Source organism: Candidatus Endomicrobiellum trichonymphae (genome assembly GCF_002355835.1).
GTDB classification, from domain to species: Bacteria; Elusimicrobiota; Endomicrobiia; order Endomicrobiales; family Endomicrobiaceae; genus Endomicrobiellum; species Endomicrobiellum trichonymphae.
In genome coordinates this window covers 1,090,734-1,114,532 of record NZ_AP017459.1, presented here as the reverse complement: position 1 = coordinate 1,114,532, position 23,799 = coordinate 1,090,734, and the positions used below count along the sequence as shown (strand labels likewise).

Genomic DNA, 23,799 nt, shown 5'->3' with positions numbered 1-23,799 from the left:
GTAATCCACAAGTTATTTATAACTGTAAAGAATTTAATCAACAATATAAAATAATTAAGCGACCTTTATACACTATAAATTATATGTTTTCTCGTTTCGTCTATCAAACGTAAGAAATCTGGAATTGAAAGCTTGTCAGGTCTTAAAAATGGATCTAAAGCGCAGGCGTTGAGAATATGAGCGGCTTTGCTCTTTTCTAAATTTTTAAATGAACTTAAACAGTTTAGAATTGTCTTCCTTCGCGTTTTGAAAGCATGTTTTACAAAATCAAAAAAAACGGGATCAGTCGGCTCTGATGCTTTATTTGTAAGCTTTATAACGGAAGAAATAATTTTTGGTGGCGGGCTGAAACATCTAGATGAGACATCAAATAATATTTTGCAATCAGTATAATATGAAGTAAATATTGAAATATAACCGTAGGCTTTGCTGCCCGGCTGAGCAACAAGCCGCTGTGTGACTTCTTTTTGCAGCATAAAAACTGCGGTAGTCCAGTGTTTTAGAGGCAGGATTTTTTGAATTATTGCTGTACCAACATTGTACGGAAGATTGGAAATAATCTTAAGTTCGGTGTTTGGGATATTATATTTTAGAAAATCCGCATTTATGATTTTTATATTCCGGGCACCGTGAAAAGAAAAATAGTGATTTAATTGCTGAGATAGTATCTTATCTTTTTCAACTGCGGTTAAATATTTAACCTGCAGCTGTATAATCTTTGTTAAAATACCTTTACCTGGTCCGATCTCAAGGACTTCATCGTATTTCTCTAAATTTGCGGCTTTAATGATGTTATTTGCGATGTTATTGTCTGTTAAAAAGTTTTTCCCGTCTTTTTGACGCATACTTTTTTTCCTGCATACATTATGCTTGAAATCAAGAAAGGGTTTTCAGATCAGAGAATTTGAAAAATTGTTTTTCTGAGGATCTCCGTCCCAAATACTGGAAATTATATTCCAAGATAGGTTTAGATCAATTTCGAGCTTAACTACTTGCGAACAATCTGCCTATACCTAATCTCAGCAAATCGCTGTATGTCGCAAAAAGTAAAATGCTTATCATGAGAATCAATCCTGTTGTATTATAAACTTGAACAACTTTTGTACTTATCTGTTTTCTTATAATTCTTTCGACAAGAAATAATAATATCATCCCACCGTCAACCATAGGAATAGGGAAAAGATTGAATAGTCCCAAAGCAACTGATATAACTGCAATTAATCTTAAATAATCCTGCATTCCTATTTTTGCAGCGTTTGCCATAATCTGCATAATACCGATAGGTCCTGAAATTTCTGGTTTTTCCAGTGACATAACTTTATCCGCAAGATATACAACAGGCACAATCGTGTTAACTATTAAGGTTTTAACTCCGAGATGTATAGATTTCAAAAATCCCACTTTTATTTTTACCGGAGTTATACCTATTGTTCCTATTCCTGTTACAGGGTTTTTTGCAACAATCATGCTTAATTCAAAAGAACTGTCTCCTCTCTCTATTAAAAAAGAAGTTTGTTTATTCGCTTTGTCTTTTAAATTGGCACTCAGATCATTCCATGTATTTATTTCAACTGAATCTACTGATTTTATTTTATCTCCGGGTATAATTCCTGCGGTTTCGGCAGGATAATTTTTGACTACAGCGCCTACGGAAAGATCTGTAGGTATCTTTACCGCACCCCATATATTAAAAACAAGAGTAAAAAGAAAAACAGCCAAGATATAATTTGAAAAAGGACCTGCAAATGATATCCATATTTTTTCATACCATTTAAGAGATAAGTATTCTCCATCGCTGCCTGTGGCTTCTTTAGGATTGTCACCTGCCATTCTAACAAATCCGCCGAAAGGAATAATCTTTATGCAGTATTTTGTGCCGTTATAAGTGTATTTTATTAAATCCGGACCGAAACCGAAAGCGAAAGTTAATATTCTAACTTTACACATTTTTGCAGCAAGAAAATGTCCCAGCTCATGTATAAAAATTAAAAATCCAAATCCAACTGTAATACTAAGTATCTGAAGAATTATGGTCATTTATATTTCCTACGTTTAAAGTAAATAGCTTTGTCAAGCATTATAGCATGTTTTATCTAGAATGAAAATGATTCTAAATATGCCGTTAAATTCTTTCTGAAAGGAAAAACCGGTTACTTGCCTATACAAAAAGTGGAAAAAATCGTGTCTAAAATGTCCTGTTTCACATTTATTCCTAAAATTTCGTTTAATGATATTTGGGCGCTTAGAGCTTCAAAACAGGCAATTTCATCTGCATCTTTTGCAGATAGCGACTGTTTCGTTCTTATTAGAGATTCTAAAGTGTTTTGCAGCAGAATAAAATGACGTGTATTTATCATTAAATAATCATTTTTAGACTCTGAAACACCAGCGATTTTTACAATTTCGTCTAACAGGTCAGCAATTCCCGCTCCTGTTTTAGCGGAGATTTTCACCTTCACCTTATTCTCTCTGTTTAGAAGGGAGGATGAGAATAGCGGCGGTAAATCACTTTTGTTTAATACGCATATAATGGGTATGTTCAAATCGGACTTTTTTAAAAAATCTGCTATTTTGGCATCATTGCAGTCCGGTTCCGAAGAGGAATCAAATAACCATATTAATATGTCGGCTTTACAGACAGCCTCTCTGGTTTTTGCCTGCCCTAAGATCTCTATTAAGTTTTCAGAGTGCTCCCTGATGCCTGCGGTATCCGTGATTATAAGTGGAATGCCGCAGCAGTCTATTGTTTCTTCAACGGTATCTGTTGTAGTTCCTGCAATATCTGTGACAATCGCTCTGTTTTTGCCTAAAATTGCATTGAGCAGCGACGATTTGCCGGCATTGGGTTTACCTATAATTACGACTTTTATTCCATATTGTAAAATTTTCCCTGTTTTATAAGAATTTAAAAGATTTTGTACGTCTTTTATGCAAGAATCAAACCTTGAGAGTTTTTCACTGCGCGATAAAAACATATTATCTTCGTCGGGATGGTCTAGATTTGCTTCCATAGAAGCAATAAGATTTGTAACGGCATCTCTAATATTTTTTATTTTTGAAGAGAATTCTCCCGAAAGGCTGTTTAAAGCAGCTTTTGCGGACATTTCTGTTTTGCTTGTTATTAGAGCGCATACGGCTTCCGCTTCCGCAAGATTCATTTTGTCGTTCAAAAATGCCCTGTAGGTAAACTCACCGGGTCCTGCGGGTCTTGCGCCGTTTTTATATAAGAGATTTAGAATTTCGTTTATTATTACGGGGTTTCCGTGCGCTGCGATTTCTACTAAGTTTTCGCCAGTATATGTATGAGGCGCTTTAAAAAAAGTGCACAGCACTTCGTCTTTTTTTTCTATTCCGTCTGTAATGTATCCGTGCTTAACTTGTTGTTCCGGTTTAGAATGAGTTTTAAATATTTTGCCTATAATCTGAAATGAGTTTTCACCAGACAGACGAATAACTGCTATTGCAGATTTTCCGGCGGCAGTTGATAAGGCGGCAATAGTATCTTCTTTTAAGTAATTCATAATGGCATATTTAACTGTAAGGGTTTCAGCCCGTCTTAGCGCCACCGGTCGGTTTTTGAATTATTTTAACGTTTAAACAGATCCGCGCATAACTTTGTTTATTTGTTTACATCTGCAGAAATTACCAGAGAGAAAGATAATCTTTACCCTATTGCGCATCTTCAGCAATTTTTGGAAAATGAGTTTTTGCGTTGGTAACCCCGGCGTTCTTGTTCTCACCTGTCTTCTGCTTGTCGCAAGCATATACAACTGTGCTTGTTTTATAGTTAGTCAAAATAAGAATTTGTGCTTTTTTATTTGGTTGTACATAATGAGCGAAAGCAGCGTGATAATAATAAAAGGAAGCAGCCTCAAAATTATAATTTTAAAATTCCTTTTTGGGGAGAATTCATAACTGACAAACGAAATGAGAGCTGCTGTGAAATAAATCGAAAGTAGCACAGCCATCAGATATAGAAGCGAGGAGATAATCAAGAATATTTGTCCTGATTTTTCTTTAATTCTTCGACGTCCTGCATTTTGTAGATAAATATCGAAAACGAAGCAAACAGCATAGCCAGAAGAGTTGTGAATGAAAATCTTATACAGATTCCAGTTGTCAGACCTAAAGAAAAAATCACTAATGTTTTAAAATTTCGGCTTTTGCATGAAATTTTTCTCAATGACAACAACCGCCTGGACATTTGTGTTTGCGGTCGGGGGCAGACGGACAGGAATCTGCGAAACTACGACTTGTCAAGGATGTCGTCGATGCGAAACTTGAAAACTGCTTTATGACTTCACTGCTTTTGCATTTAGGGCATTCCGTATTTTCGCTGTCGAAAACGAGCATCTCGAATTTTTCATTGCATTTTTTACATATAAATTCAAATAACGGCATACTATACTGCACCTCGCTTTTATAAATTGTTTTACCTTTTATTTTTTTGAAGAATTTTTAAAATTTGGATGACTTTTGCCGATAGTGCTTTCATTGCCTTTAGCAGGTTCAACGGAAACTTTTTTTCCTTTAATATTGCTTGAATGCAAAGCGTTAATTATATTGACAGCATATTCCTGCGGAACTTCAACAAATGAAAATGCGTCTAAAATTTTAATGTCCCCTATCAGACTGCCGTTTATTCCTGTTTCACCCGTAATAGCGCCTACAAAGTCTCCGGCTCTTACGCCATTTTTTTTACCTATGTTGATAAACAATCTTGTCATGCTGTATTTGTTTATGTTTTCCGAAATATCGGCTTTTTGTTCCTGCTCTCTTTTTTCTGAAGCAAGCATAATTTTTAAGAGAGCTGCTGCAACGTCTAACGAAGTAATTTCGTCTGAAATTAGGGATTCTGCCATTCCGGCGTATTTTTCAAGGTCTTTTTCTTTTAAAACTTCTTTTACTTTATCAAGCATTATCATTTCTTTTGTATTTTCAACATCGGCAAGCGACGGAACTTGCATTCTTTTGATATTTGCTTTCGTATATCTTTGTATATCTCTTAATTTATAAATATCTTTTCCTGAAACAAAGCTGCACGCTTTGCCGGCTTTTCCGGCTCTGCCGGTTCTTCCGATTCTATGTACATAGTCTTCATCGTCTTTGGGAACATCAAAATTAAAAACCATATCTATGCCATCAACGTCTATGCCTCTTGCCGCGACATCGGTAGCTATGAGAAGCTCTATGGAACCGTTTCTGAATTTTGACATTACTCTGTTTCTTTGGGACTGATTCATATCTCCGTGAATTGCGTCGGCATAATAGCCTCTTGCCTGAAGTGAAGAGGTAACTTCGTCCACTCTTTTCTTGGTATTGCAGAAAACAAGCGAAAGTTTGGGATCATACATATCGAGGCATCTTGTGAGAGCCTCAAGTTTTTGGTGTTCTTTTATGTCAAAATAATACTGTTCAATAGAAGGAACCGTTAATTTTTCGCTTACGACTTTTATGGTTTCGGGACTGTGCTGGTATTTTTTAGTAAGGGATAGAAATTCTTTAGGCATCGTAGCTGAAAAAAATACAGTTTGCCTTCCTTCAGGAATGCTTTTAAGGATTAATTCTATATCGTCTCTGAAACCCATGTCGAGCATTTCGTCGGCTTCGTCTAAAATTACGATTGAAGCAGTGTCGAGTTTTAATGTTCTGCGTTCCAGATGATCTATGACTCTGCCGGGCGTTCCTATTACAATCTGTGCTCCTTTTGAAAGAGCTATCATCTGCCGCTGAATAGGCTGCCCGCCGTAAACCGGCACTATGTTAATGCCTTTTTTGTATTTTGAGAAGAGCTTTAATTCTTCCGCAACTTGTATTGCAAGTTCTCTGGTAGGGCATAAAATTACTGACTGAACGACTTTATTTTTTGCATTGGTTTTTTCTAAAACAGGAATGCCGAAAGCTGCTGTTTTCCCCGTGCCCGTTTGAGACTGCCCTATAATGTCTATGCCGGTCATCATTTTGGGGATTGACAGACTCTGGATAGGAGTAGCCTCTTCAAAGCCCAGATCTTCAACTGCTTTAAGTATTTCGCTCGATAGATTTAATTCATTAAATTTTAATGTTGTCATTATTTTTCTGTATTCTTCCGGAGCAAATCTCCTTTTTTGATTGTCTCTTAAAAACAGAACCGCATACTGAAAGAACTCAATCCGGTGTTTCTTGCGGATTCTGCTGTCAAATTAAAAAACGCTGAAGATATTAAAACAAAAATTTATCGTTCCGGATTTGTCTTGGAACGGACAATATATTCAACACTTTTTCAACTTCTGCTAGGTCTGTGTCCGTAGCGGCACATCCGTCTTTTGTAAGCGGCACAAACTGAACTGCCACATTTTCATCTTTTAGTATTTTAAATGCTTGATTTCCTTCGAAAAAACAGGCAATGCCGACTATAGCTTCCGGTTTTTGCTTTCTTATAATCTTTCCAATCACTCTGCCGCCTTTTACTATATACAAGTCCCGATAATTTAATTTTCTTATAAGTTTAGTTATGTCGCTTATCTTGCAGCCGTCGCATTCTGCGCAAATATAACAGCTGTCTTTTTCAATAGCGGCGCAAACCGCAGTATTTCTCATGCAATGCGGAACAAAAACAATACGGTTGTTAAATGGAACAGAGGCAAATTTGTTCACCTGAAGTTTGTTTTGCTTATATGTAAAAGTTTTATAGATTTGTTCTTTGCTCCTTTGGGTTAGCTTACATAATTTCATGTAAAGTATTATATAAAATATCGATTGAATAAGCTAGACGTAATATCGTACGAATGCAAAATGGGGTGTTTTAAAAATCCAGTGCGTAGCCGAATACACGTGCCGATTCAGATGTTTCGAGGATTTTGTCCTCTCAACATACCGGGAAGGATGCTTTTTTGCTGTGCAGAAGCTCTTGTCTTGCACTTATGTTTGTGTCGTTTCATAGCCGGGTGAAGAGAGGTTTTCCTCAATCCTTGAGGTGTGGTATTTTTGTTGAAATCTGGAGAGTAAAATAAAAAAGTTATTAATTGTTTTTTGTTGTTTACTTATCGCTGTAAATAGCGGTGCGTGGGAAACAACAACTACAAGTACAACTGATACTTCTGCGACGAATGCTAAAGAAGCGGGCATTTATACCTGTACAGTTGGTTTAGTGAGTTTTGCTGTGTATTTAATTCCTTTTTTATTTCGTTCGATTTGTTATTTTGTTGACAGTAATGACGAAAATAAAGGATATTTTTTATTTCGTTCGATTTGTTATTTTGTTGACAGTAATGACGAAAATAAAGGATATTTGGGCAAATGGGCTGGTCTATACAGGGTGTTCATTGTTGGTTTCGGCATTTGGTTTTTGTTTTTGCGGATAAATAAATTAAGGAGTAATTATTATATTTAAAAGCTAAGAGACTATATAGAAAGGCTAAAGCCGAGAGGATTTTCAGAAATTTAAAATAAATATCGAATAAATTGAAGCCAGTGAAATGAAAAAGTTAATTGCAGCTATTGATTGTATCAACTCTGACTAGTTGCAACTGTAAAAAGGAAACACTTATGGGGATCGGATGTGCAATACGGGCTGCGGCTAGTGCAATGCAGGTTAAGACTGGTAAAAATATGACAAACACAACAATCACTCACGGAATAGAAAAGTTCAACCCTCAAGACTATTTACAAAAGATATAATTTGATACTCTGGCAAAGGATGCAGAGAAAATGGTAAAGATGTTTGATATTTGGAAACTAAATAGCAGGAGGAAACGATGACTAACGAAGAAGCGTTTGCAGGTGTGTTTGGCTATGAATTCTCTAAAATTGTAAACAAAATGAAAGAACAAGGACTGTACCCTGATTTTGGCTTATGGGAAGAAATAATAAAGATTCTGCAAAATGTAGACAATATCTTAGGCGAGCTTGAAACTGCGATTCAAATCTCGATTAAGAAGCATCAACCATACTTTGACTGTATGATAGCTATGATTAACTCTGTCGAGTCATCCGTAAGGGTCACCCACACACTTTTAAAACACCTGAAGTCGCATCAGAAAAGGGTGATAGCGTATTTGTAAAAACGTTGAGAGGGGACAAAATGACCACAGATCAAGGAGAGGCTAGAAAGAAGCGCAGAGAAGAGATAAAACTGAAGAGAGCCGAACTCGAAAAGGCACGTGCAGTGACTAAAGAATGATTGGATACTTATCGATCACTCCCAAACACAAAGGACTGGAAGTTTAACAGGGAGGACGCCTACGAAGATTATCTAGAAGCACACAGAAAAGAGTCCGACCTTGTATCCGAATATAATAAGTTGAAAGGTGCCGCAATCGGGCACGCATTTGGTATCTACAAGACCGCAAACGAGAAAGATATAATATGATGGTTGTCAAGAAGTAACCTTTGACTCGCTTACTAGATCTTTAATAACTATCTTTAGCAAGCCTTGTGGTGCCAAAAAGAGTCTACTGGGATACTTTGGACGTGTATAAGCACGATTTAGAGTCTATAAAAATAGACCCAAAGAGTACAAAATTAGAAGAGGATGTCTAATGATGGTAAATGTTGCCAATCTTGAAAAAGCATTAATACGCTTAAAGCGGATATTGCTGGCAGGCAATAAAAACACAGGGGGCGCACGCACCTCGGCCGCCCCCCCCAAAAAAAAATCAAAAAAGGAGGCGGCATTTTGGGCACAGAATAATAAACGTAGTTTCCTGCTGCACATCAGGATGCTCATAGACGTAATCATTCCCGTGCGGGACGAGAAGGTGCGGGGTCTGAAGTCGTTTAAGAGGTTCATAGACGACGATATAGGCTACACAGTCGTTAAAGTTTAACAGACTAAACTTCTTATATTACGCTTGTTCTGACAGCAAAGCAGATAAAAAAATGATAAAATAAAAGGTAGATAGGTGAAGATGAAAATATCTTAATTGAGAAAACGGGCAGTACATTAAAACAGACAATGAAAGAATTTGAATATATTAAAAATAAAGAAGAAAAATGCATAAGCGTAAATATTCCAAAATTGCAGAATTAGTAAATCTAGTTTTTCTATGGAATATTTAAAAAGAAAAGGAAAATTAAAAAATGAGCAATAAAGAAGATAGCATAAGTCTTCCCTTAGTACATAAAGGCAAGGTTAGAGATGTTTATAATTTGGGGAAGAGCTATTTAATTGTTGCTTCCGATAGAATTTCGGCTTTTGATTATGTTATTCCAACAATAATTCCGGATAAAGGCAGAGTCCTTCACAAACTTTCAATGTTTTGGTTTGATTTTATTCAAGGGATAGTTCCAAATCACATCATTACCGGAAATTTTGAAAGTTTTCCACTGTCGCTTAAACAGTACGAGTATTTGCGCGACAGGTCAATGATAGTGAAAAAAGCAAAGAGAGTTGATATAGAATGCATTGTCAGGGGGTACCTTGCGGGGTCGGGCTGGAAAGAATATCAGAAGTCTCAAACCGTATGTGGCATAAAGCTTCCTGTCGGGCTTAAAGAATCTTCAAAACTGCCGGAGTCTGTTTTTACTCCGTCAAGCAAAGAGGAGGGCGGGAAGCATGACGAAAACATTTCTTTTGAAGAGATGGTAGAAAGAGTGGGAAAAGATACTGCTGAAAGTTTGCGAAGAATTTCGCTTGAATTATATAAAAAGGTAAGCGACTATTCTTTTTTGAACGGCATAATACTTGCGGATACAAAACTGGAATTCGGTTTTTACGACAATCAGCTTATACTTATAGATGAAATTTTTACTCCCGATTCGTCGAGGTTTTGGGAGACTGGCAAATATGAAGAAGGAAAATCGCAGGACAGTTTAGATAAGCAGTATGTAAGAGATTATCTTGAACGCATAAAATGGGATAAATCGTCACCGGCTCCTGAACTTCCTAAAGACGTTGTTGAAAAAACTATGGAGAAATATATCAGCGTATATGAGAAGCTGACAGGGGTGAATTTCTGATGTTTGAGATAGAGATTCGTACGAAAAAGGGTTTTAAAAATTCACACGGAGAACATGTCTTATCCGACATTTCTGGTATCGGCATTGAAGGTATAACAGAAGTTGAATATTCTTCGCTGTATGTCATCGATGGCGGGATAACGTCTATAGAAGCCGGAACAATAGCTTTGGAGTTATTGAGTGATAAAATAACCGAGACTTATATCTGCCGTTATGAAGAGCGGAGCGTTGGGGAGTCCCTAAAGACTGAATCCTACGCTGACATAGATGGCTCAAAAACGGCGACTTGCGCCGATTCCGCGATCTGTCCGCACTCCGCTTTTTTTGTCATAGAGGTTTGGTACAAAAAAGGCGTTACTGATACGGTTTCCGAAAGCGTAATAAAAGCTGTAAAAGATTTGGGAATTGAAAAGGAAATTAAAGTTAAAACGGGACATAAATATTATCTTTACGGTAAAGTTTCACAGACAGTTTTAAATTATATAGCAACGAAATTGTTGGCAAATACATTGGTACAGGAGTATGTTGCGCAATAAATGAAATATACAACTGATTGTAAAATTATTGAAATCTTAAATCTTTCCGATAAACAGCTGATCGAGTTGAGCAGAAAAAATGTTCTTTCGCTATCGCTTGAGGAAATGAAAACGGTTCAAAGTTATTTTAAAAGACTTAAAAGAAATCCTACCGATGTTGAAATTGAAACGGTAGCTCAGACTTGGAGTGAGCACTGCAAGCATAAAACGCTGACGGGAATAATAGAATATACCGAAGAGAAAGACGGTAAGAAAACAAGAAGAGTATACAATAATCTTCTCAAAGAAACTATTTTTAAGGCCGCGGTTGAATTAAGTAAAAAGTGGTGTCTGTCTGTTTTCAAAGACAATGCCGGAGTTATTGAGTTCGATTCTGAAAACGGTGTTGCTTTTAAAGTTGAGACGCATAATCATCCGTCAGCTCTTGAGCCGTACGGCGGTTCTGCGACGGGTATCGGCGGTGTTATAAGGGATATTTTGGGAGTTGGTCTTGGGGCGAAACCTTTGGCTAATACCGATGTATTTTGTTTTGGAGATCCGAATACGGAATCTTCAAAAGTGCCAGAAGGAATGCATCATCCTAAAAGAATAGCCAAAGGCGTTGTGTCAGGTGTCAGGGATTATGGGAATAGAATGGGTATTCCTACCGTAAACGGAACGGTCTGTTTTGACGATGGCTATATGACAAATCCTCTTGTTTACTGCGGAACTATGGGAATAATACCGAAAGATAAAATAGAAAAAAAGGTCAATTCCGGCGACTTGATTTTAGTTGTTGGAGGAAGAACGGGCAGAGATGGAATACACGGAGCGACGTTTTCTTCTGTGCAGCTTGATCAGGAGTCTGACGTAAGCGCTGTTCAGATAGGCAATCCTATAATTGAGAAAAAGGTTTTGGATACTCTAATTAATGCGAGAGATTTAAATCTTTACAGGTCGGTTACCGACTGCGGTGCCGGAGGTTTATCCAGCGCTGTAGGGGAACTCGGCGAGAAAACGGGCACTATTGTTTATCTCGATAAAGTGCTGCTAAAATACGATGGGCTTTGTCCATGGGAAATATGGATTTCGGAAGCACAGGAGAGAATGGTTTTTGCGGTTCCTCCGGAAAATAAGAATAAAATCGTAGAAATATTTGAAAAGGAAAATGTCGAGGCTGTTTTTATCGGAGAATTTACAACTGATGGGAAACTTACTCTTATATATGACGGCGATGTCGTGACGAACATAGATATGGAGTTTCTGCATAACGGAGTTCCCAGACCTATAAGACCTGCGCTTTATAAAATAAAAGAAGAAAAAATACAAAAGCCTGTTGAGATGAGTTCTTCTGAAATTTCAGAAACTTTGAAAGCTTTGCTTTCAGATTTGAATGTCTGTTCTAAAGAATGGATTGTAAGACAGTACGACCATGAAGTGCAAGGGCAGACTGTTATAAAGCCGCTGCAAGGAAATAGTGTTGAAGTGTCAGGACCGGGTGATGCAGCTGTTATTTTTCCCTACGCTGTTGTCAGAGGTACAAAGAAAGGTATTGTTTTATCTAACGGTTTGAATCCGCTGTATGGAAAAATAAATACTTATAAAATGGCGGCGTCTGCAATAGAAGAGGCTTTGAGAAATGCGGTTGCCGTCGGAGCCGATATTGAAAAAATGTCGTTGCTGGATAATTTTTGCTGGGGGAATCCTGACGAGCCGGAGATTTTAGGAAGTTTGGTACGGGCGGCAAATGCCTGTTATGATATGTCAAAATCTTTTGATGTTCCTTTTATATCGGGGAAAGACAGTTTGCACAATGAATATTCCATAGGCGGAAAAAAATATTCAATACCTCCTGCGCTTTTAATATCTGCAATGGGTGTTATTGAAAATGTCGCAAATACTTTTACAATGCCTTTGAAAAGCGATGGAGATAAAGTATTTGTTTTGGGAACTACAAGAAACGAACTTGGCGGTTCTGTGCTTGCTAAAATAAAAAATATTAAAGACGGTATAGTGCCTGACGTGTATCCGGAAGAATCTAAAGACATTATGAAAAAAATTTACCGGGCGGCAAATGAAAATTTAATAGAAGCCTGCCATGACTGTTCCGAAGGCGGACTTGCGGTTGCAATAAGCGAAATGGCTTTTGCAGCGGGAAAGGGTGTAAAAATAGATATAGATGCCGTCAAAACGGGAAAAATAAAGCCGCAGGGAACAGAACTGACTGTAGCTGAAATATTGTTTTCGGAATCTAACGGTAGGTTTGTTGTCGAAGTAAAACCCGAGAACGAAGCCCGATTAGGAGAAGTTTTAGAAGAGGCAGTTTTTGCCGAAATTGGTTGCGTAAACAGCGATAAAAAGATAGTTTTTGAAAGTGAAAAAAATAAAATAAAAATACAAGAAGATTCGAAAGTTCTTTTGAACTATTGGCGCAGTACTATCAACTGGTGATTTTTTTGCCGTTATCCATGTGGCGGCGCGTGTCTGTCCCGCGATTTAGACTGTTTACGATTATCTATCGAGGAATATGATCCTTTATTAAAAAGATTGAATTTTATATCGGGATAAAATATGAAAAAAGTCAAAGCATTAATTTTAAGAACTGCAGGGACAAATTGCGACTGCGAGACACAGGTTGCTTTTGAATTGTCCGGAGCTGTTGCGGAACGCATACATATTAACGCTCTTATTGAAAAAAAAAATGAAATTTTTGAGTATGATATTCTGGCTTTTCCCGGCGGATTTTCTTATGGCGACGACATAGCATCTGGCAAAATATTGGCAAATGAAGTCAAGAACAAACTCGGCGATAGAATTAAGAAGTTTGCTCTAAGCGGCAGACCTATTATTGGAATATGCAACGGTTTTCAGGTTTTGGTCAAAATGGGGTTGCTTCCCGACACAGAACTTTTTGAACAAGTTTCCACTCTTTCTTATAATGACTCGGACAAGTTTGAATGCCGCTGGGTTTATTTGAAAACAGAAAAGAAAATTAAAAATGAATCTAACTGCATTTGGACGAAAAATCTGCCTGATATCATCAGTCTGCCTGTAGCTCACGGCGAGGGAAAGTTTATTCCGGATGGCAGGAAACTTTTGGACAGTTTAAATAAGAATAATCAGATAGTTTTCAGATATTGTTCAAAAGACGGCGGCAAACCGGAATATCCTTTGGATCCAAACGGTTCTGTAGATCAGATAGCTGGAATATGCAATACGTCGGGAAGTGTTTTCGGACTTATGCCTCATCCGGAAAGATATATTTTCGCTTTGCAGCATCCTGTCGGAGAAAGTTTTTACGGCGGATGCGGGTGGGGAAAAGTCATTTTCCAAAATGCTGTTGATTTTGTAAAGTAGCGGATAAAAAAATATTTCTGCCCTCAAAGCTGCAGACAAAGCAATTTTGTATTATAATTGTTAACAAATAAAAATTTATGTTGTTTGAAAAGAGTTAATGAAAAAGTATTTACAATCCGGCACAGGATGCTCGAATACCGAATTCAAAAGTCTTAAGATTGACTTGTCAGAGAAAGATCCCTGCCTGAGACATAAACGACAAACCGGCTTGACTCGCATAGACACGAAATACTGAGACGGTGGACTGACTCTGTAAACCTTTAAGAGGAGTTTAACTATACAAATTGTAAGCGGATCGTTTTTGCCAATATATTTATTTCAATAATTATAATATAAGTAAAATAAAAAAAATCTTTTTAATGCAGTATCGGCAGGATGTAAAGCTTGCAATAAAAATATCATTATTCTATTTTTTTTGTCATCCACACTAATATTTTCTTTATTTCGTTCGTTATTTCATTATGTTTGTTATAAGCATGTTTCTGGGAATTTTTATTATTTTTTTATTTATTCCTGTCCGCCAAGTTTTTTAAATTCTGCGCTTTATTTATGACTGTTTAATGATACTTATTTTGAGCTGCGACTTTTTTATTTTCCTGAAGTTAGCCGGTATATAAACACATAACGTAAGAACTCGTTGTGGTGCTTAAAATAAAAAATTTATTATTAAGATATTCTCTGCGGCATATTAGTAGGTTTTGGCTTTAATTTTTTTCTGTTGTCACGCTTAAAGTCGTAAAAGTTTTCAAATATATAAATAAGAAATTTAATCCGCAGCCTGTTGGTTTATTAAGAAACGTCATTATTTTTCTAGGCGTCTTTTGCGTTATTTTTTTGTTGTTTTGGGCATAAGGGAAAATTTCAGCGGAATACTTATAAGCTTAGATAATGCCTACAGGCTGACAAAAAATCTTAAAAGCGTAAGCTCATTTTGAACGGGACGTTTACGCAAATTCACAGTTTGAAATATAAAAGAATTGGTGCTGCAGTAAATAAATATCTTCTAGATAAAGCGCTTGGAAATGTCCAGAAATTTCTTTTAAGTGACGGGGAATTTGTGCCCTGACGTAAATTATCCTTTAGTGCGAAAAATTAAAATTTGGGAAAAGAAAAAAACTATACCATTTTTTATAGTGCTGCTTAAAAGCTGTCCCCCGCGCTATATTGATTCTCTAGGCAGTGAAAACTATGATGTTACTCCGAACTTTGATGAAATGGTCGCAAATGGAATAGTTTTTAACAATGCTTCTTACGACAATGTAACGAGAAGCATATTTGGACTATCTGTGTCTTTTTTGAGCCGGGGGGACTGAGTCAAATTGAAAGACTGAATAATATATCGTCAATCCTGAAGCATTCAATGAAAGAGGATATTTTACTATGTTTGTGCAGTCATCGATGAGAAATTTGTTGAGAATGTTAAGAATACACTGGCATATTTAGGAAAGTTACGGTAAAGAGAATATACCGCGTTTGATTGACTATATACATAATCTGCTGTACGGGTATGATTACGATTTGTTTAATTTTGCCGCAGAAAAAGAGCCGACAACAGCCGAAGATGGGGTCGTCCTTTTTTTATTTACTGGTTCTACTCATGGAGATTTTGTCCCTACGACAAAAAATTTTGAACAATATCTTTCAGACAGTAACTGCAACAAGTATATTAACGCTTTGTGCTATTCGGATTATTCTATTAGAACATCTTATGAAAAAGGCAAAAAAAGAAGGGTGGTTTGACAATACGATATTTATTTTTATGGCGGATCACATTGTCGGAATAGTATCTTTTCTCAGAAATGACAGTATTGAGGAAAGATTTAAAATTCCTTTTGTGATTTATGTTCCCAAATATTAAAATAAAACCCCAGAAAACTGACTATATTGTTTCACAGGTAGATCTGATACCTACAATAATCACCTTGCTGGAATTCAAAAGTCTTTTTTGGCGCTTGGAACAAATGCATTGGATAAACATGCAAATCCCTTTGTTTTAATAAATGACGGAACAGGGATATTTTTATTGAAAACGGCAATTACGTAAAACACAATCGTTCAATAATTAAAGAAACTTAGCTTAGCGAAAACACTAGTGAGCTTAAACAAATGCAGGAAAAGCTGCTTCCTCTTGATAAAGCTTTAACTTCTTTGTTGCAAAATAATAAATGGTATAAAAATTAACAAAAACAGTCCTATCTTATGCCGCTTCTTGAAAAAATTGCCAATAATCTTATTATTTTGTAAAATTAAAATCAACTAGATTCGATTCGTCGGTGGCGTAAAATTTTGCGTAATGGGAAATGACGACAGGTTTTTCTGTTTGGGTAAAAAGGAAAATTCTGTCGTAAAGTTATTCCTGTTGCGGGAATTCTGCCAAATATGACAGTGAATAAAAAAGTGGCAAATATGCGGTTGAAATCGGTCTGACTAAAACTGGAAATTAAGATGTGGCGGAATGTTGAGCAGAATCGTGAAGACGAGATAATTGCGTTTATTTTAGAAATGAAATTTTTTTTTGCAGGTATATTAATTCAAATCTGGCAGAGAAAGTTTTTAATTCGGAGATTAAATGAAAGTATTGGTTATAGGGTCCGGCGGAAGGGAGCATGCAATATGCATTCAGTTTTCAAAAAGCCCCAAAATAGACAAGATATATTGTGCCCCTGGCAACGGTGGGACGTCTCGAATCACGGAGAACGTTGATATTTCAGCAAGTGATTTTGATCAACTTACCGATTTTGTCAGAAAAAATAAAATAGACTTTACATTTGTCGGTCCTGAAGTTCCTCTGTCTTTGGGTATAGTTGATTACTTTGAAGCTGAAAGCTTAAAAATAATCGGACCGTCAAAGGATGCAGCCCGGCTTGAGGCAAGCAAGGTATATTCAAAAAAATTTATGCAAAAGTACGGTATTTCTACAGCGCAGTACAAAAGTTTTATAGACGTTGATGATGCGCTGAAATTTTTGGAAAGCTGGGAAGAAGATAGAAAAGCTGTAGTTAAAGCTGACGGACTTGCTGCCGGGAAAGGTGTTTATATATGTAACGGTAGGGAAGATGCCCGGAATGCTGTTAAACAAATGATGAAAAATAAAGTTTTAGGCGATGCCGGGACAAATGTAATTATAGAAGAGTATATAGACGGCCCCGAGCTTTCATATCTGATATTTACCGATGGTGTATCTTATTCGGTTATGCCTGCTTCGCAGGATCATAAGAGAATAAACGATAATGATAAAGGTCCTAATACAGGTGGTATGGGCGCGTATGCGCCTGCTCCTTCAGCGACAGATGAGCTAAATGAACAAGTTGATGACATAATTCGCAAAGTTGTTAATGGCATAAAAGCTGAGAAACTTGATTATAAAGGCGTTTTATATATCGGCATAGTTATGAACGGTTCTTCTCCGTATGTTTTAGAGTTTAATTGTCGTTTCGGCGATCCGGAAACGCAGGCGGTTTTGCCTTTGCTCGATACGGATTTGACTGATATTTGCAGCGCGATTTTAAATAAAGAACTTTTAAACATAAAAATCAACTGGAAAAAAGAATTTTCAGTATGCGTAGTGCTTGCTTCAGGCGGGTATCCCGGAAGTTTTGAAAAAGGTTTTGAAATCGAGGGTCTCGAAAGTATTAATGATAAAAATACAATAGTGTTTCATGCCGGAACAGAACTTAAAAGCGGCAGACTTGTTACTTCCGGTGGCAGGGTTTTGGGAATTACTTCAACAGCAGATGATGTGAAAAGCACGATAGATAAAGTATATTCAAATGTTAAGTTGGTATCTTTTAAAAATATGCATTATAGAAAAGATATAGCTTGGAGAGCTTTAAATGGCGAACAAAATTGATGTAGCAATTATAGTAGGTTCGGAATCGGATTTGCCAATGATGAATGAAACTGTCAAGACACTGAAAGAGTTTGGCTTGTTTTACAGTTTGAATATTGCTTCGGCTCACAGGGCTTCCAAGTATTTAAAGCAGTGCATTCAAGAAGCTGAAAATTCAGGTGTAAAAGTTTTTATAGCTGCCGCGGGAATGGCTGCGGCACTTCCCGGAGTCATTGCCTCTGAAACCGTTCTTCCTGTAATAGGTGTTCCGGTAGATGGCAGAAATCTTTCAAGCTTCGACTCTTTGTTTTCAATAGTTCAAATGCCTAAAGGCGTGCCTGTCGCAACAGTTGCGCTGGGCAGTGCAGGAGCCGTGAATGCCGCACTTTTAGCTGTTCAGATTATAGCTGTTGCCAATGAGAACTTGAGAGAAAAGCTTAGGGTTTACAGGAATAAAATGTCAAATGCAGTTGTTAGTGAAGATTTAAAACTCCGTGAAAACGGAATAGAGAAATATATTGAAAGGTTAAAGAAATAAAATGTCGGACATTATACTCGATTCTAAGTCTTTTCAGAGTGCGGTTAGTAAAATTTCAAGGGAAATTTCTGATAACAATAAAAATATTCGCGAAGTTGCAATTATAGGAATACAAAATAAAGGCGTATTCCTGGCGAAAAGAATTCTCGCTGAAATTGCAAAACTTGCAGGAATCGGTAGATCTCTAATTCCTTTTGGAACTTTGGATATTACGCTTTACAGAGACGATCTTGATGATCTCGGTTCAAAAATACCTGGTATAAAAGATACCGTTATACCTTTTGACACTAGTCGGAAAAATATAATTTTGATTGACGATGTCCTTTATACCGGAAGAACAGTGCGAGCGGCTTTAGACGTTTTAATGGATTTCGGTAGACCTAAATCTATTCAACTTGCGGTTTTGATAGATAGAGGATTTCGGGAACTTCCCATAGAAGCAAAATATATAGGAATAAGGTATCAGAGCGAAGAATTAATAAAAGTTGAATGTAAAGAAACAGATGGGGTGGATAGAGTTACATTTATAAAGTAACGGTATTACAGAGGAATAGAGAATGTCTCTTAACTGTAAAGACCTGCTTGGTCTTGAACATTTAGGCAAAAAAGACTTGCAAACAATTTTGGATTCAGTAGGACCTTTTAAAAGTCTTTTTACAAGATCTGTTAAAAAAGTTCCGACATTAGTCGGTAAAACTGTAGTAACGCTTTTTTATGAACCTTCCACCCGCACAAGGAACTCATTTGAAATTGCCGCAAAGAGACTTTCTGCCGATGTTGTAAACGTTACGGTGAATACCTCAAGTATTGTTAAAGGTGAAAGTCTTATAGATACTGGCAAAACTCTTGAAGCAATGAAAGCGGATTACCTGATCATCAGACATTCTCTGGCGGGAGCGCCAGATATACTTGCAAGAAATCTCAATGCATCTATAATAAATGCAGGTGACGGCTTTCACGAACATCCTACACAAGGTCTTCTTGATTTATATACTATGTATGAAAAGAAGAAAAAAATTGAGGGATTAAAAGTATTGCTCGTAGGCGATATTCTACACTCAAGAGTGGCAAAATCAAATATTTGGGCGCTGATAAAAATGGGGGCGGAAATTGCAGTTGTAGGTCCGCCAACTTTGATTCCGTCAAATATTGAGGATTTAGGCGTAAAAGTTTATTACGATTTAAATGAGGCTATTAAAAAAGTCGATGTTGTAAATATTTTAAGAATACAGCTTGAACGACAACAGGAAAATTTATTTCCATCAGTTCATGAGTATGTAGAGCTTTATCAGGTGACAGAAGAAAGGCTTGCTATGGCAAAACCTGGTGTTTTAATTATGCATCCCGGCCCTATGAACAGGGGGATAGAAATATCTTCCGATGTTGCGGACAGTCCTAATGCCGTAATTAACGAGCAGGTTACAAACGGAATAGCAGTGAGAATGGCGGTTTTATGTCTTTTAAAGCCCAAGAGGAAAAATGCGTCTTCAGATTAAAGATATTAAAATAATCGATCCATTACAGAATAGAGATTTAATCGGAGATATTTTTGTTGAAAACGGCAGAATCGTATCAAAATTTTTAGGTGATGCCGATAAAGTTGTTGATGGTAGAGGAAAAATTGCCGTTCCGGGACTTATTGATATTCATTCTCATCTTAGAGAACCCGGCGAGGAAAGAAAAGAGACTATTTATACAGGGACGCGTTCTGCTGCAAAAGGTGGGATAACAACTGTTTTCTGCATGCCAAATACCAAACCTGTTATTGATAACGCCCCGACAGTCGAGTTTGTTCTTCTTAAGGCTCAAAAAGAGGGACTCGTAAATGTTTTCCCGATAGGATGCGCTACTAAAGGATCGCATGGTGTGGAGATTTCTGAAATAGGAGTTCTTAAAAAAGCGGGTATTGTTGCGGTAAGCGACGATGGTCTTCCGATAGCGAATTCGCAGATAATGCGTCGAACTTTGGAATATACAAAAATGTTTAAACTTCCCGTTATTTCGCATGGCGAGGATAAAGAGTTAAGTAAAAACGGCGTAATGAACGAAGGGAAAAATTCTATGATGCTGGGTTTAAGAGGTATTCCAAAACAGGCTGAAGAAGTTATAATAAGCCGCGATATAATGCTCGCGGATCTCACGGGAGGTTATCTTCATATTGCGCACGTTTCCACCGCGGGTTCAGTTGAACTGATAAGGCAGGCAAAGAAAAAGAGTATAAAAGTTACTGCGGAAACTTGTCCGCATTATTTTACTTTAACTGATGATATCGTAAAAGGTTATAATACTAATACAAAAATGAATCCTCCTTTGAGAAGACAGGAGGATGTAGATGCCATAAAACAAGGTCTTGCAGACGGTACGATAGATTGCATAGCTACAGACCATGCTCCGCACATGGAAGAAGAAAAAAACAGAGAGTTTGATCTGGCTCCATTTGGGATTATAGGTTTTGAAACAATTTTAAGTCTTATTTTAAATGAACTTGTTGATAGCGGTGTTTTAAGTCTTTCTAAAGCGTTGTCAAAAATGACTTCAAACCCTGCAAAGATTTTTAACCTTGAGGGAAGAGGCACTCTTAAAGAAGGAAATATTGCCGATATTACGATAATAGATATGAAATATTCTTATGAGTTTAAAAAAGAAAATATAGTTTCAAAAAGTAAGAACTCTCCTTTTATTGGAAGAAAATTTAAAGGTGGTGCGGTTATGACTATAGTGGGGGGAAATATAGTTTGGCAGGTTTAAAAGCATTGTCTTTTTTTGTATTTAAACGTAAGCGGATATTGCCCCACTTATGATTGTGTCCTGTATGATTAGGCTTATACGCTTCCTAATTTACACTTTTGATTATGCAGGTGTCGTTTCAAAAACAAAAAGTCCGTACTTTATTTATTAGCTTGATTTAAAATATTGAGTGTTTTTATATTGTTGTTTTTCTTCGCTCTTTTATTCCCTTTCGCTTGAAAGAAAGAATAGAGATGAGGGTATATGTGTACGTCAAAAAGATTCGATAAAAGTTATAAAATAATTTCCAATAAAGAAATCTGTGCCGGTTATTTTGAATTGAAAGTTAAAGCGGATGCTATTTCTAAATATTGTTATCCGGGACAGTTTTTTATGATTGACATTCTGGAAGTTTTTTTGCGTCGCCCTATTAGTATTCATTGCGTTGAAAAAGGTACTATAAGTTTTTTATATAGTGTTGTTGGCAAAGGCACAAAAATTTTGTCTGAAATGGGACGCTCCTCCGGTAGGGTTATCTCCCGCAGAGGAGAGGGGAAAGACGGTTGTGATGAGATTAAAATGCTAGGTCCTCTGGGCAGAGGGTACGGTTTAACTTCGAATGCCTCCTCAAAGTTTTTGTCCCGCGCTTCTTTCGACTCTTACGGAAAAAAGTCATATCAAAAGTCTGGAGATATAGATTTTAATCCTGTCATCGTTGCCGGTGGTACAGGAATAGCGTCAGTTCACTTTCTTGCCACTAAATTGAGTAGAAAAGGTATTCTCTATTACGGCGTGCGTTCAAAAAAAGATTTGTTGTGTCTTGATAAATTTGAAAAAATGGGTTGGAAGATCGTTGTTTCTACGGAAGATGGTTCAAAAGGATATAAAGGTTATATTACCGACGTTCTGTCAGAGAATTTAAAAGATGTCGATACGTTGTTTGCATGCGGACCTGTTCCTATGCTTAAGAAGGTTTTGCAGATTGCTAAAGAAAAAAATGTAAAAGGTTTTGTCTGTCTTGAGAAAAAGATGGCGTGTGGTATAGGGAATTGTCAAGGCTGTGCCGTAAAAATAAACGGGGAGAATAAATTGACTTGTAAGGATGGCCCGGTTTTTGAAATAAAAGATGTAGAATTATGAAATACTGGGATTAAAAATGGTAAATTTATGATGCTCTACGAATGCGCTTCAATAGGTTTATTATGAATTTAAGCAGTTATATTGTTTATTGCTTGATTGACGGCATGTAGGAACTTCAGAGAGATAAACTTATAGAAGAAAAAAAGGAAATTTTTTACCGTAAGTGAGGCAGAAAATTAAAAGTTGAATTGTAATGACTGCAACTAGAAAATATTATTCAAAAAAAAAATTTACGCTATATAATGGAGATTGTATTGAAATTTTAAAATTACTGCCTATAGATTCTGTAAATATGATATTTGCGGATCCTCCTTATTTTTTATCAAACGGTTCTTTTACATGTTATGCGGGAAAGAGGGTAAGTGTGAAAAAAGGAGATTGGGATTTAGGCGGTGGAACAGAGAAAAATTTAGAATTTCATATTGCATGGCTAAAAGCGTGTAAAAGAGTCTTAAAACCTAACGGTACAATTTGGGTAAGCGGTACATATCATTCCATTTATCAATGCGGTGTTGCTTTGGAAATTAACGGGTATCACTTTTTAAACGATATAATTTGGTTTAAACCAAATGCAGCGCCGAATTTAAGCTGTCGTTTTTTTACCGCAAGTCATGAAACAATAATTTGGTCGAGAAAAGAAAAAAAAGTAGACATATATTTAATTATGATTTGATGAAAAAGGGACAATGGAAAGAAGATCTGCTTAAAAAAGACGGGTCACAGATGAGAAGCGTATGGTCTATAGGAACTCCTAACCCTTCCGAAAAAATATTTGGGAAGCACCCTACTCAGAAACCGTTAGATCTGCTTAAAAGAATTGTTCTTGCAAGTACGGAAGCAGGTGACATTATATTAGATCCTTTTACAGGGAGTTCAACTACAGGAATTGCGGCAGTAACAAACGGCAGGATGTTTATCGGCATAGATAAGGAAAAGCGATACTTGGAGTTATCCGTAAAAAGATTTGAAAATTTAAATGAATATAAAATAGGCGCTGCAGAAACTGATAAAATAAATTGTAGTTCTGTGCAACCTTTTTTGCTTGAACCCAAAGCAAAATATGTAAGTAGGAAAAGAACTTCGCAGAAAAAGAATTCAAAAAAGGTAAAAAATAATGTCTCGTAGCGAGTCCTGTAACAGAGCTTGGTTAAAAATTTGTGAAGATTGGAAAATACTTGAGCATGCCTTTAACAAATCACCTTTTATTCTGAATGCGGATCAGATAAAAAAATCGTGTCAAAAATTTAAAAAAACAAGTGAAAGAGAAGTTCGTATTTTATGCAAACAGGATACAAGAGAAAAGCGTCCTGATATTTTTATTAGTAATAACTTGTTTTTGCTGCCAGTAAAAAACGGTTGTTACAACATAATAAAAGGCGAGGGATATGTTGATATTCCTAAAATCAATATGGGAACCAAAATATATTCATCTAAACTTGATTTTATTTTAGATGCATCTAAAATAGGCAATTCGGAAATGCAACATTTAGACTACGCTTATGCAAGCAGTTTAATCCGTACTTTTATGAACGATAATTCATTGGTTTTAACTATAAGAGGCAGAAAGTATACTCCTTCTTTTAGTTTTACTATCAACAAACAAAAAATAAATGTAAAAAGTGTCCAGACAGAAGTCGATGCTGGTTATGAGGGGAAGGGACAAGTAGTTTTGATTGAGGCAAAATCTTTTGAAGCTGCAAATATAATTATCCGACAGTTGTTTTACCCCCCCCCCCTATAGGCAATGGCAGAAA

Annotated in this window: 20 protein-coding genes and 1 pseudogene; 15 read left to right on the top strand and 6 right to left on the bottom strand. The window is 36.6% G+C overall.

All coding sequences use genetic code 11. The annotated features are described in order from the left end of the window. Window positions 1-65: 65 nt before the first annotated feature. The 6 genes from rsmA to RSTT_RS05705 form a co-directional block, all read right to left on the bottom strand. Entirely contained in the window at window positions 66-845 is a 780-nt protein-coding gene (gene rsmA, locus RSTT_RS05735) for a 16S rRNA (adenine(1518)-N(6)/adenine(1519)-N(6))-dimethyltransferase RsmA (RefSeq protein WP_096525989.1), read from the bottom strand. A gap of 139 nt (window positions 846-984) precedes the next feature. Continuing rightward, a complete protein-coding gene (locus RSTT_RS05730) occupies window positions 985-2,037 on the bottom strand; it encodes a M50 family metallopeptidase (protein WP_015423764.1) in 1,053 nt (350 codons plus the stop codon). Between the two features lie 113 nt (window positions 2,038-2,150). Continuing rightward, window positions 2,151-3,521, bottom strand: coding sequence for a tRNA uridine-5-carboxymethylaminomethyl(34) synthesis GTPase MnmE (gene mnmE, locus RSTT_RS05725; RefSeq protein ID WP_096525988.1), 1,371 nt, complete (start codon window positions 3,519-3,521; stop codon window positions 2,151-2,153). Between the two features lie 658 nt (window positions 3,522-4,179). After that, window positions 4,180-4,401 carry an FmdB family zinc ribbon protein gene (locus RSTT_RS07020; RefSeq protein ID WP_096525986.1) on the bottom strand — a complete coding sequence of 74 codons (222 nt, stop codon included), beginning with the start codon at window positions 4,399-4,401 and terminating at the stop codon, window positions 4,180-4,182. Window positions 4,402-4,439: 38 nt separating this feature from the next. Next, window positions 4,440-6,071, bottom strand: coding sequence for a DEAD/DEAH box helicase (locus tag RSTT_RS05710; RefSeq protein ID WP_096525985.1), 1,632 nt, complete (start codon window positions 6,069-6,071; stop codon window positions 4,440-4,442). A 130-nt stretch (window positions 6,072-6,201) separates the two neighbouring features. Next, on the bottom strand, window positions 6,202-6,714 hold the full coding sequence (locus tag RSTT_RS05705; protein WP_015423761.1) for a DUF116 domain-containing protein: 513 nt from the start codon (window positions 6,712-6,714) through the stop codon (window positions 6,202-6,204). 1,022 nt (window positions 6,715-7,736) lie between these two features. Here RSTT_RS05705 and RSTT_RS05695 point away from each other — a divergent pair. The 15 genes and pseudogenes from RSTT_RS05695 to RSTT_RS05615 all read left to right on the top strand — a co-directional run bounded on the left by RSTT_RS05695 (window position 7,737) and on the right by RSTT_RS05615 (window position 23,786). Continuing rightward, on the top strand, window positions 7,737-8,042 hold the full coding sequence (locus tag RSTT_RS05695) for a hypothetical protein (RefSeq protein ID WP_015423760.1): 306 nt from the start codon (window positions 7,737-7,739) through the stop codon (window positions 8,040-8,042). Between the two features lie 477 nt (window positions 8,043-8,519). Further along, window positions 8,520-8,807, top strand: coding sequence for a hypothetical protein (locus RSTT_RS05685; protein ID WP_096525982.1), 288 nt, complete (start codon window positions 8,520-8,522; stop codon window positions 8,805-8,807). Window positions 8,808-9,060: 253 nt separating this feature from the next. Further along, window positions 9,061-9,939 carry a phosphoribosylaminoimidazolesuccinocarboxamide synthase gene (locus RSTT_RS05680; RefSeq protein ID WP_096525981.1) on the top strand — a complete coding sequence of 293 codons (879 nt, stop codon included), beginning with the start codon at window positions 9,061-9,063 and terminating at the stop codon, window positions 9,937-9,939. After that, the gene (locus RSTT_RS05675) at window positions 9,939-10,475 is read left to right on the top strand and encodes a phosphoribosylformylglycinamidine synthase subunit PurS (protein ID WP_096525980.1); all 537 of its coding nucleotides are present in this window, start codon (window positions 9,939-9,941) and stop codon (window positions 10,473-10,475) included. Before RSTT_RS05680 ends, RSTT_RS05675 begins: the two co-directional genes overlap by 1 nt. After that, complete coding sequence (gene purL / locus RSTT_RS05670) at window positions 10,476-12,905, top strand: phosphoribosylformylglycinamidine synthase subunit PurL (RefSeq protein ID WP_096525979.1); 2,430 nt, start codon at window positions 10,476-10,478, stop codon at window positions 12,903-12,905. It begins immediately after the preceding gene. A gap of 120 nt (window positions 12,906-13,025) precedes the next feature. Further along, entirely contained in the window at window positions 13,026-13,811 is a 786-nt protein-coding gene (gene purQ / locus RSTT_RS05665; RefSeq protein ID WP_096525978.1) for a phosphoribosylformylglycinamidine synthase I, read from the top strand. Window positions 13,812-15,519: 1,708 nt separating this feature from the next. Beyond that, window positions 15,520-15,669, top strand: coding sequence for a hypothetical protein (locus RSTT_RS06295; RefSeq protein WP_172412894.1), 150 nt, complete (start codon window positions 15,520-15,522; stop codon window positions 15,667-15,669). Between the two features lie 711 nt (window positions 15,670-16,380). Continuing rightward, window positions 16,381-17,661: a phosphoribosylamine--glycine ligase gene (gene purD / locus RSTT_RS05650; protein ID WP_096525975.1), complete on the top strand. Its 1,281-nt coding sequence runs from the start codon at window positions 16,381-16,383 to the stop codon at window positions 17,659-17,661. Next, complete coding sequence (purE, locus tag RSTT_RS05645; protein ID WP_096525974.1) at window positions 17,645-18,178, top strand: 5-(carboxyamino)imidazole ribonucleotide mutase; 534 nt, start codon at window positions 17,645-17,647, stop codon at window positions 18,176-18,178. Before purD ends, purE begins: the two co-directional genes overlap by 17 nt. A gap of 1 nt (window position 18,179) precedes the next feature. After that, a complete protein-coding gene (gene pyrR / locus RSTT_RS05640; RefSeq protein ID WP_096525973.1) occupies window positions 18,180-18,713 on the top strand; it encodes a bifunctional pyr operon transcriptional regulator/uracil phosphoribosyltransferase PyrR in 534 nt (177 codons plus the stop codon). Window positions 18,714-18,735: 22 nt separating this feature from the next. Further along, window positions 18,736-19,674 (top strand): aspartate carbamoyltransferase catalytic subunit, encoded by a 939-nt coding sequence (locus RSTT_RS05635; RefSeq protein WP_015423752.1) that lies wholly within the window; start codon window positions 18,736-18,738, stop codon window positions 19,672-19,674. Next, window positions 19,658-20,926 (top strand): dihydroorotase, encoded by a 1,269-nt coding sequence (locus RSTT_RS05630; RefSeq protein WP_096525972.1) that lies wholly within the window; start codon window positions 19,658-19,660, stop codon window positions 20,924-20,926. The genes RSTT_RS05635 and RSTT_RS05630 overlap by 17 nt, the downstream gene beginning before the upstream one ends. A 243-nt stretch (window positions 20,927-21,169) precedes the next feature. Further along, window positions 21,170-22,045, top strand: a complete 876-nt coding sequence (locus RSTT_RS05625) for a dihydroorotate dehydrogenase electron transfer subunit (protein ID WP_096525971.1) — start codon at window positions 21,170-21,172, stop codon at window positions 22,043-22,045. A 193-nt stretch (window positions 22,046-22,238) separates the two neighbouring features. Continuing rightward, window positions 22,239-23,020, top strand: a pseudogene (locus RSTT_RS07015) (DNA-methyltransferase); the annotation flags it as partial. A 139-nt stretch (window positions 23,021-23,159) separates the two neighbouring features. Next, window positions 23,160-23,786 (top strand): type II restriction enzyme, encoded by a 627-nt coding sequence (locus RSTT_RS05615; protein WP_197702001.1) that lies wholly within the window; start codon window positions 23,160-23,162, stop codon window positions 23,784-23,786. Window positions 23,787-23,799 lie beyond the last annotated feature (13 nt).

Coding starts and splice junctions, on each gene's coding strand:
- rsmA (WP_096525989.1), bottom strand. CDS start 845: ATGCGTCAAAAAGACGGGAAAAACTTTTTAACAGACAATAACATCGCA.
- RSTT_RS05730 (WP_015423764.1), bottom strand. CDS start 2,037: ATGACCATAATTCTTCAGATACTTAGTATTACAGTTGGATTTGGATTT.
- mnmE (WP_096525988.1), bottom strand. CDS start 3,521: ATGAATTACTTAAAAGAAGATACTATTGCCGCCTTATCAACTGCCGCC.
- RSTT_RS07020 (WP_096525986.1), bottom strand. CDS start 4,401: ATGCCGTTATTTGAATTTATATGTAAAAAATGCAATGAAAAATTCGAG.
- RSTT_RS05710 (WP_096525985.1), bottom strand. CDS start 6,071: ATGACAACATTAAAATTTAATGAATTAAATCTATCGAGCGAAATACTT.
- RSTT_RS05705 (WP_015423761.1), bottom strand. CDS start 6,714: ATGAAATTATGTAAGCTAACCCAAAGGAGCAAAGAACAAATCTATAAA.
- RSTT_RS05695 (WP_015423760.1), top strand. CDS start 7,737: ATGACTAACGAAGAAGCGTTTGCAGGTGTGTTTGGCTATGAATTCTCT.
- RSTT_RS05685 (WP_096525982.1), top strand. CDS start 8,520: ATGATGGTAAATGTTGCCAATCTTGAAAAAGCATTAATACGCTTAAAG.
- RSTT_RS05680 (WP_096525981.1), top strand. CDS start 9,061: ATGAGCAATAAAGAAGATAGCATAAGTCTTCCCTTAGTACATAAAGGC.
- RSTT_RS05675 (WP_096525980.1), top strand. CDS start 9,939: ATGTTTGAGATAGAGATTCGTACGAAAAAGGGTTTTAAAAATTCACAC.
- purL (WP_096525979.1), top strand. CDS start 10,476: ATGAAATATACAACTGATTGTAAAATTATTGAAATCTTAAATCTTTCC.
- purQ (WP_096525978.1), top strand. CDS start 13,026: ATGAAAAAAGTCAAAGCATTAATTTTAAGAACTGCAGGGACAAATTGC.
- RSTT_RS06295 (WP_172412894.1), top strand. CDS start 15,520: ATGAAAAAGGCAAAAAAAGAAGGGTGGTTTGACAATACGATATTTATT.
- purD (WP_096525975.1), top strand. CDS start 16,381: ATGAAAGTATTGGTTATAGGGTCCGGCGGAAGGGAGCATGCAATATGC.
- purE (WP_096525974.1), top strand. CDS start 17,645: ATGGCGAACAAAATTGATGTAGCAATTATAGTAGGTTCGGAATCGGAT.
- pyrR (WP_096525973.1), top strand. CDS start 18,180: ATGTCGGACATTATACTCGATTCTAAGTCTTTTCAGAGTGCGGTTAGT.
- RSTT_RS05635 (WP_015423752.1), top strand. CDS start 18,736: ATGTCTCTTAACTGTAAAGACCTGCTTGGTCTTGAACATTTAGGCAAA.
- RSTT_RS05630 (WP_096525972.1), top strand. CDS start 19,658: ATGCGTCTTCAGATTAAAGATATTAAAATAATCGATCCATTACAGAAT.
- RSTT_RS05625 (WP_096525971.1), top strand. CDS start 21,170: ATGTGTACGTCAAAAAGATTCGATAAAAGTTATAAAATAATTTCCAAT.
- RSTT_RS05615 (WP_197702001.1), top strand. CDS start 23,160: ATGTCTCGTAGCGAGTCCTGTAACAGAGCTTGGTTAAAAATTTGTGAA.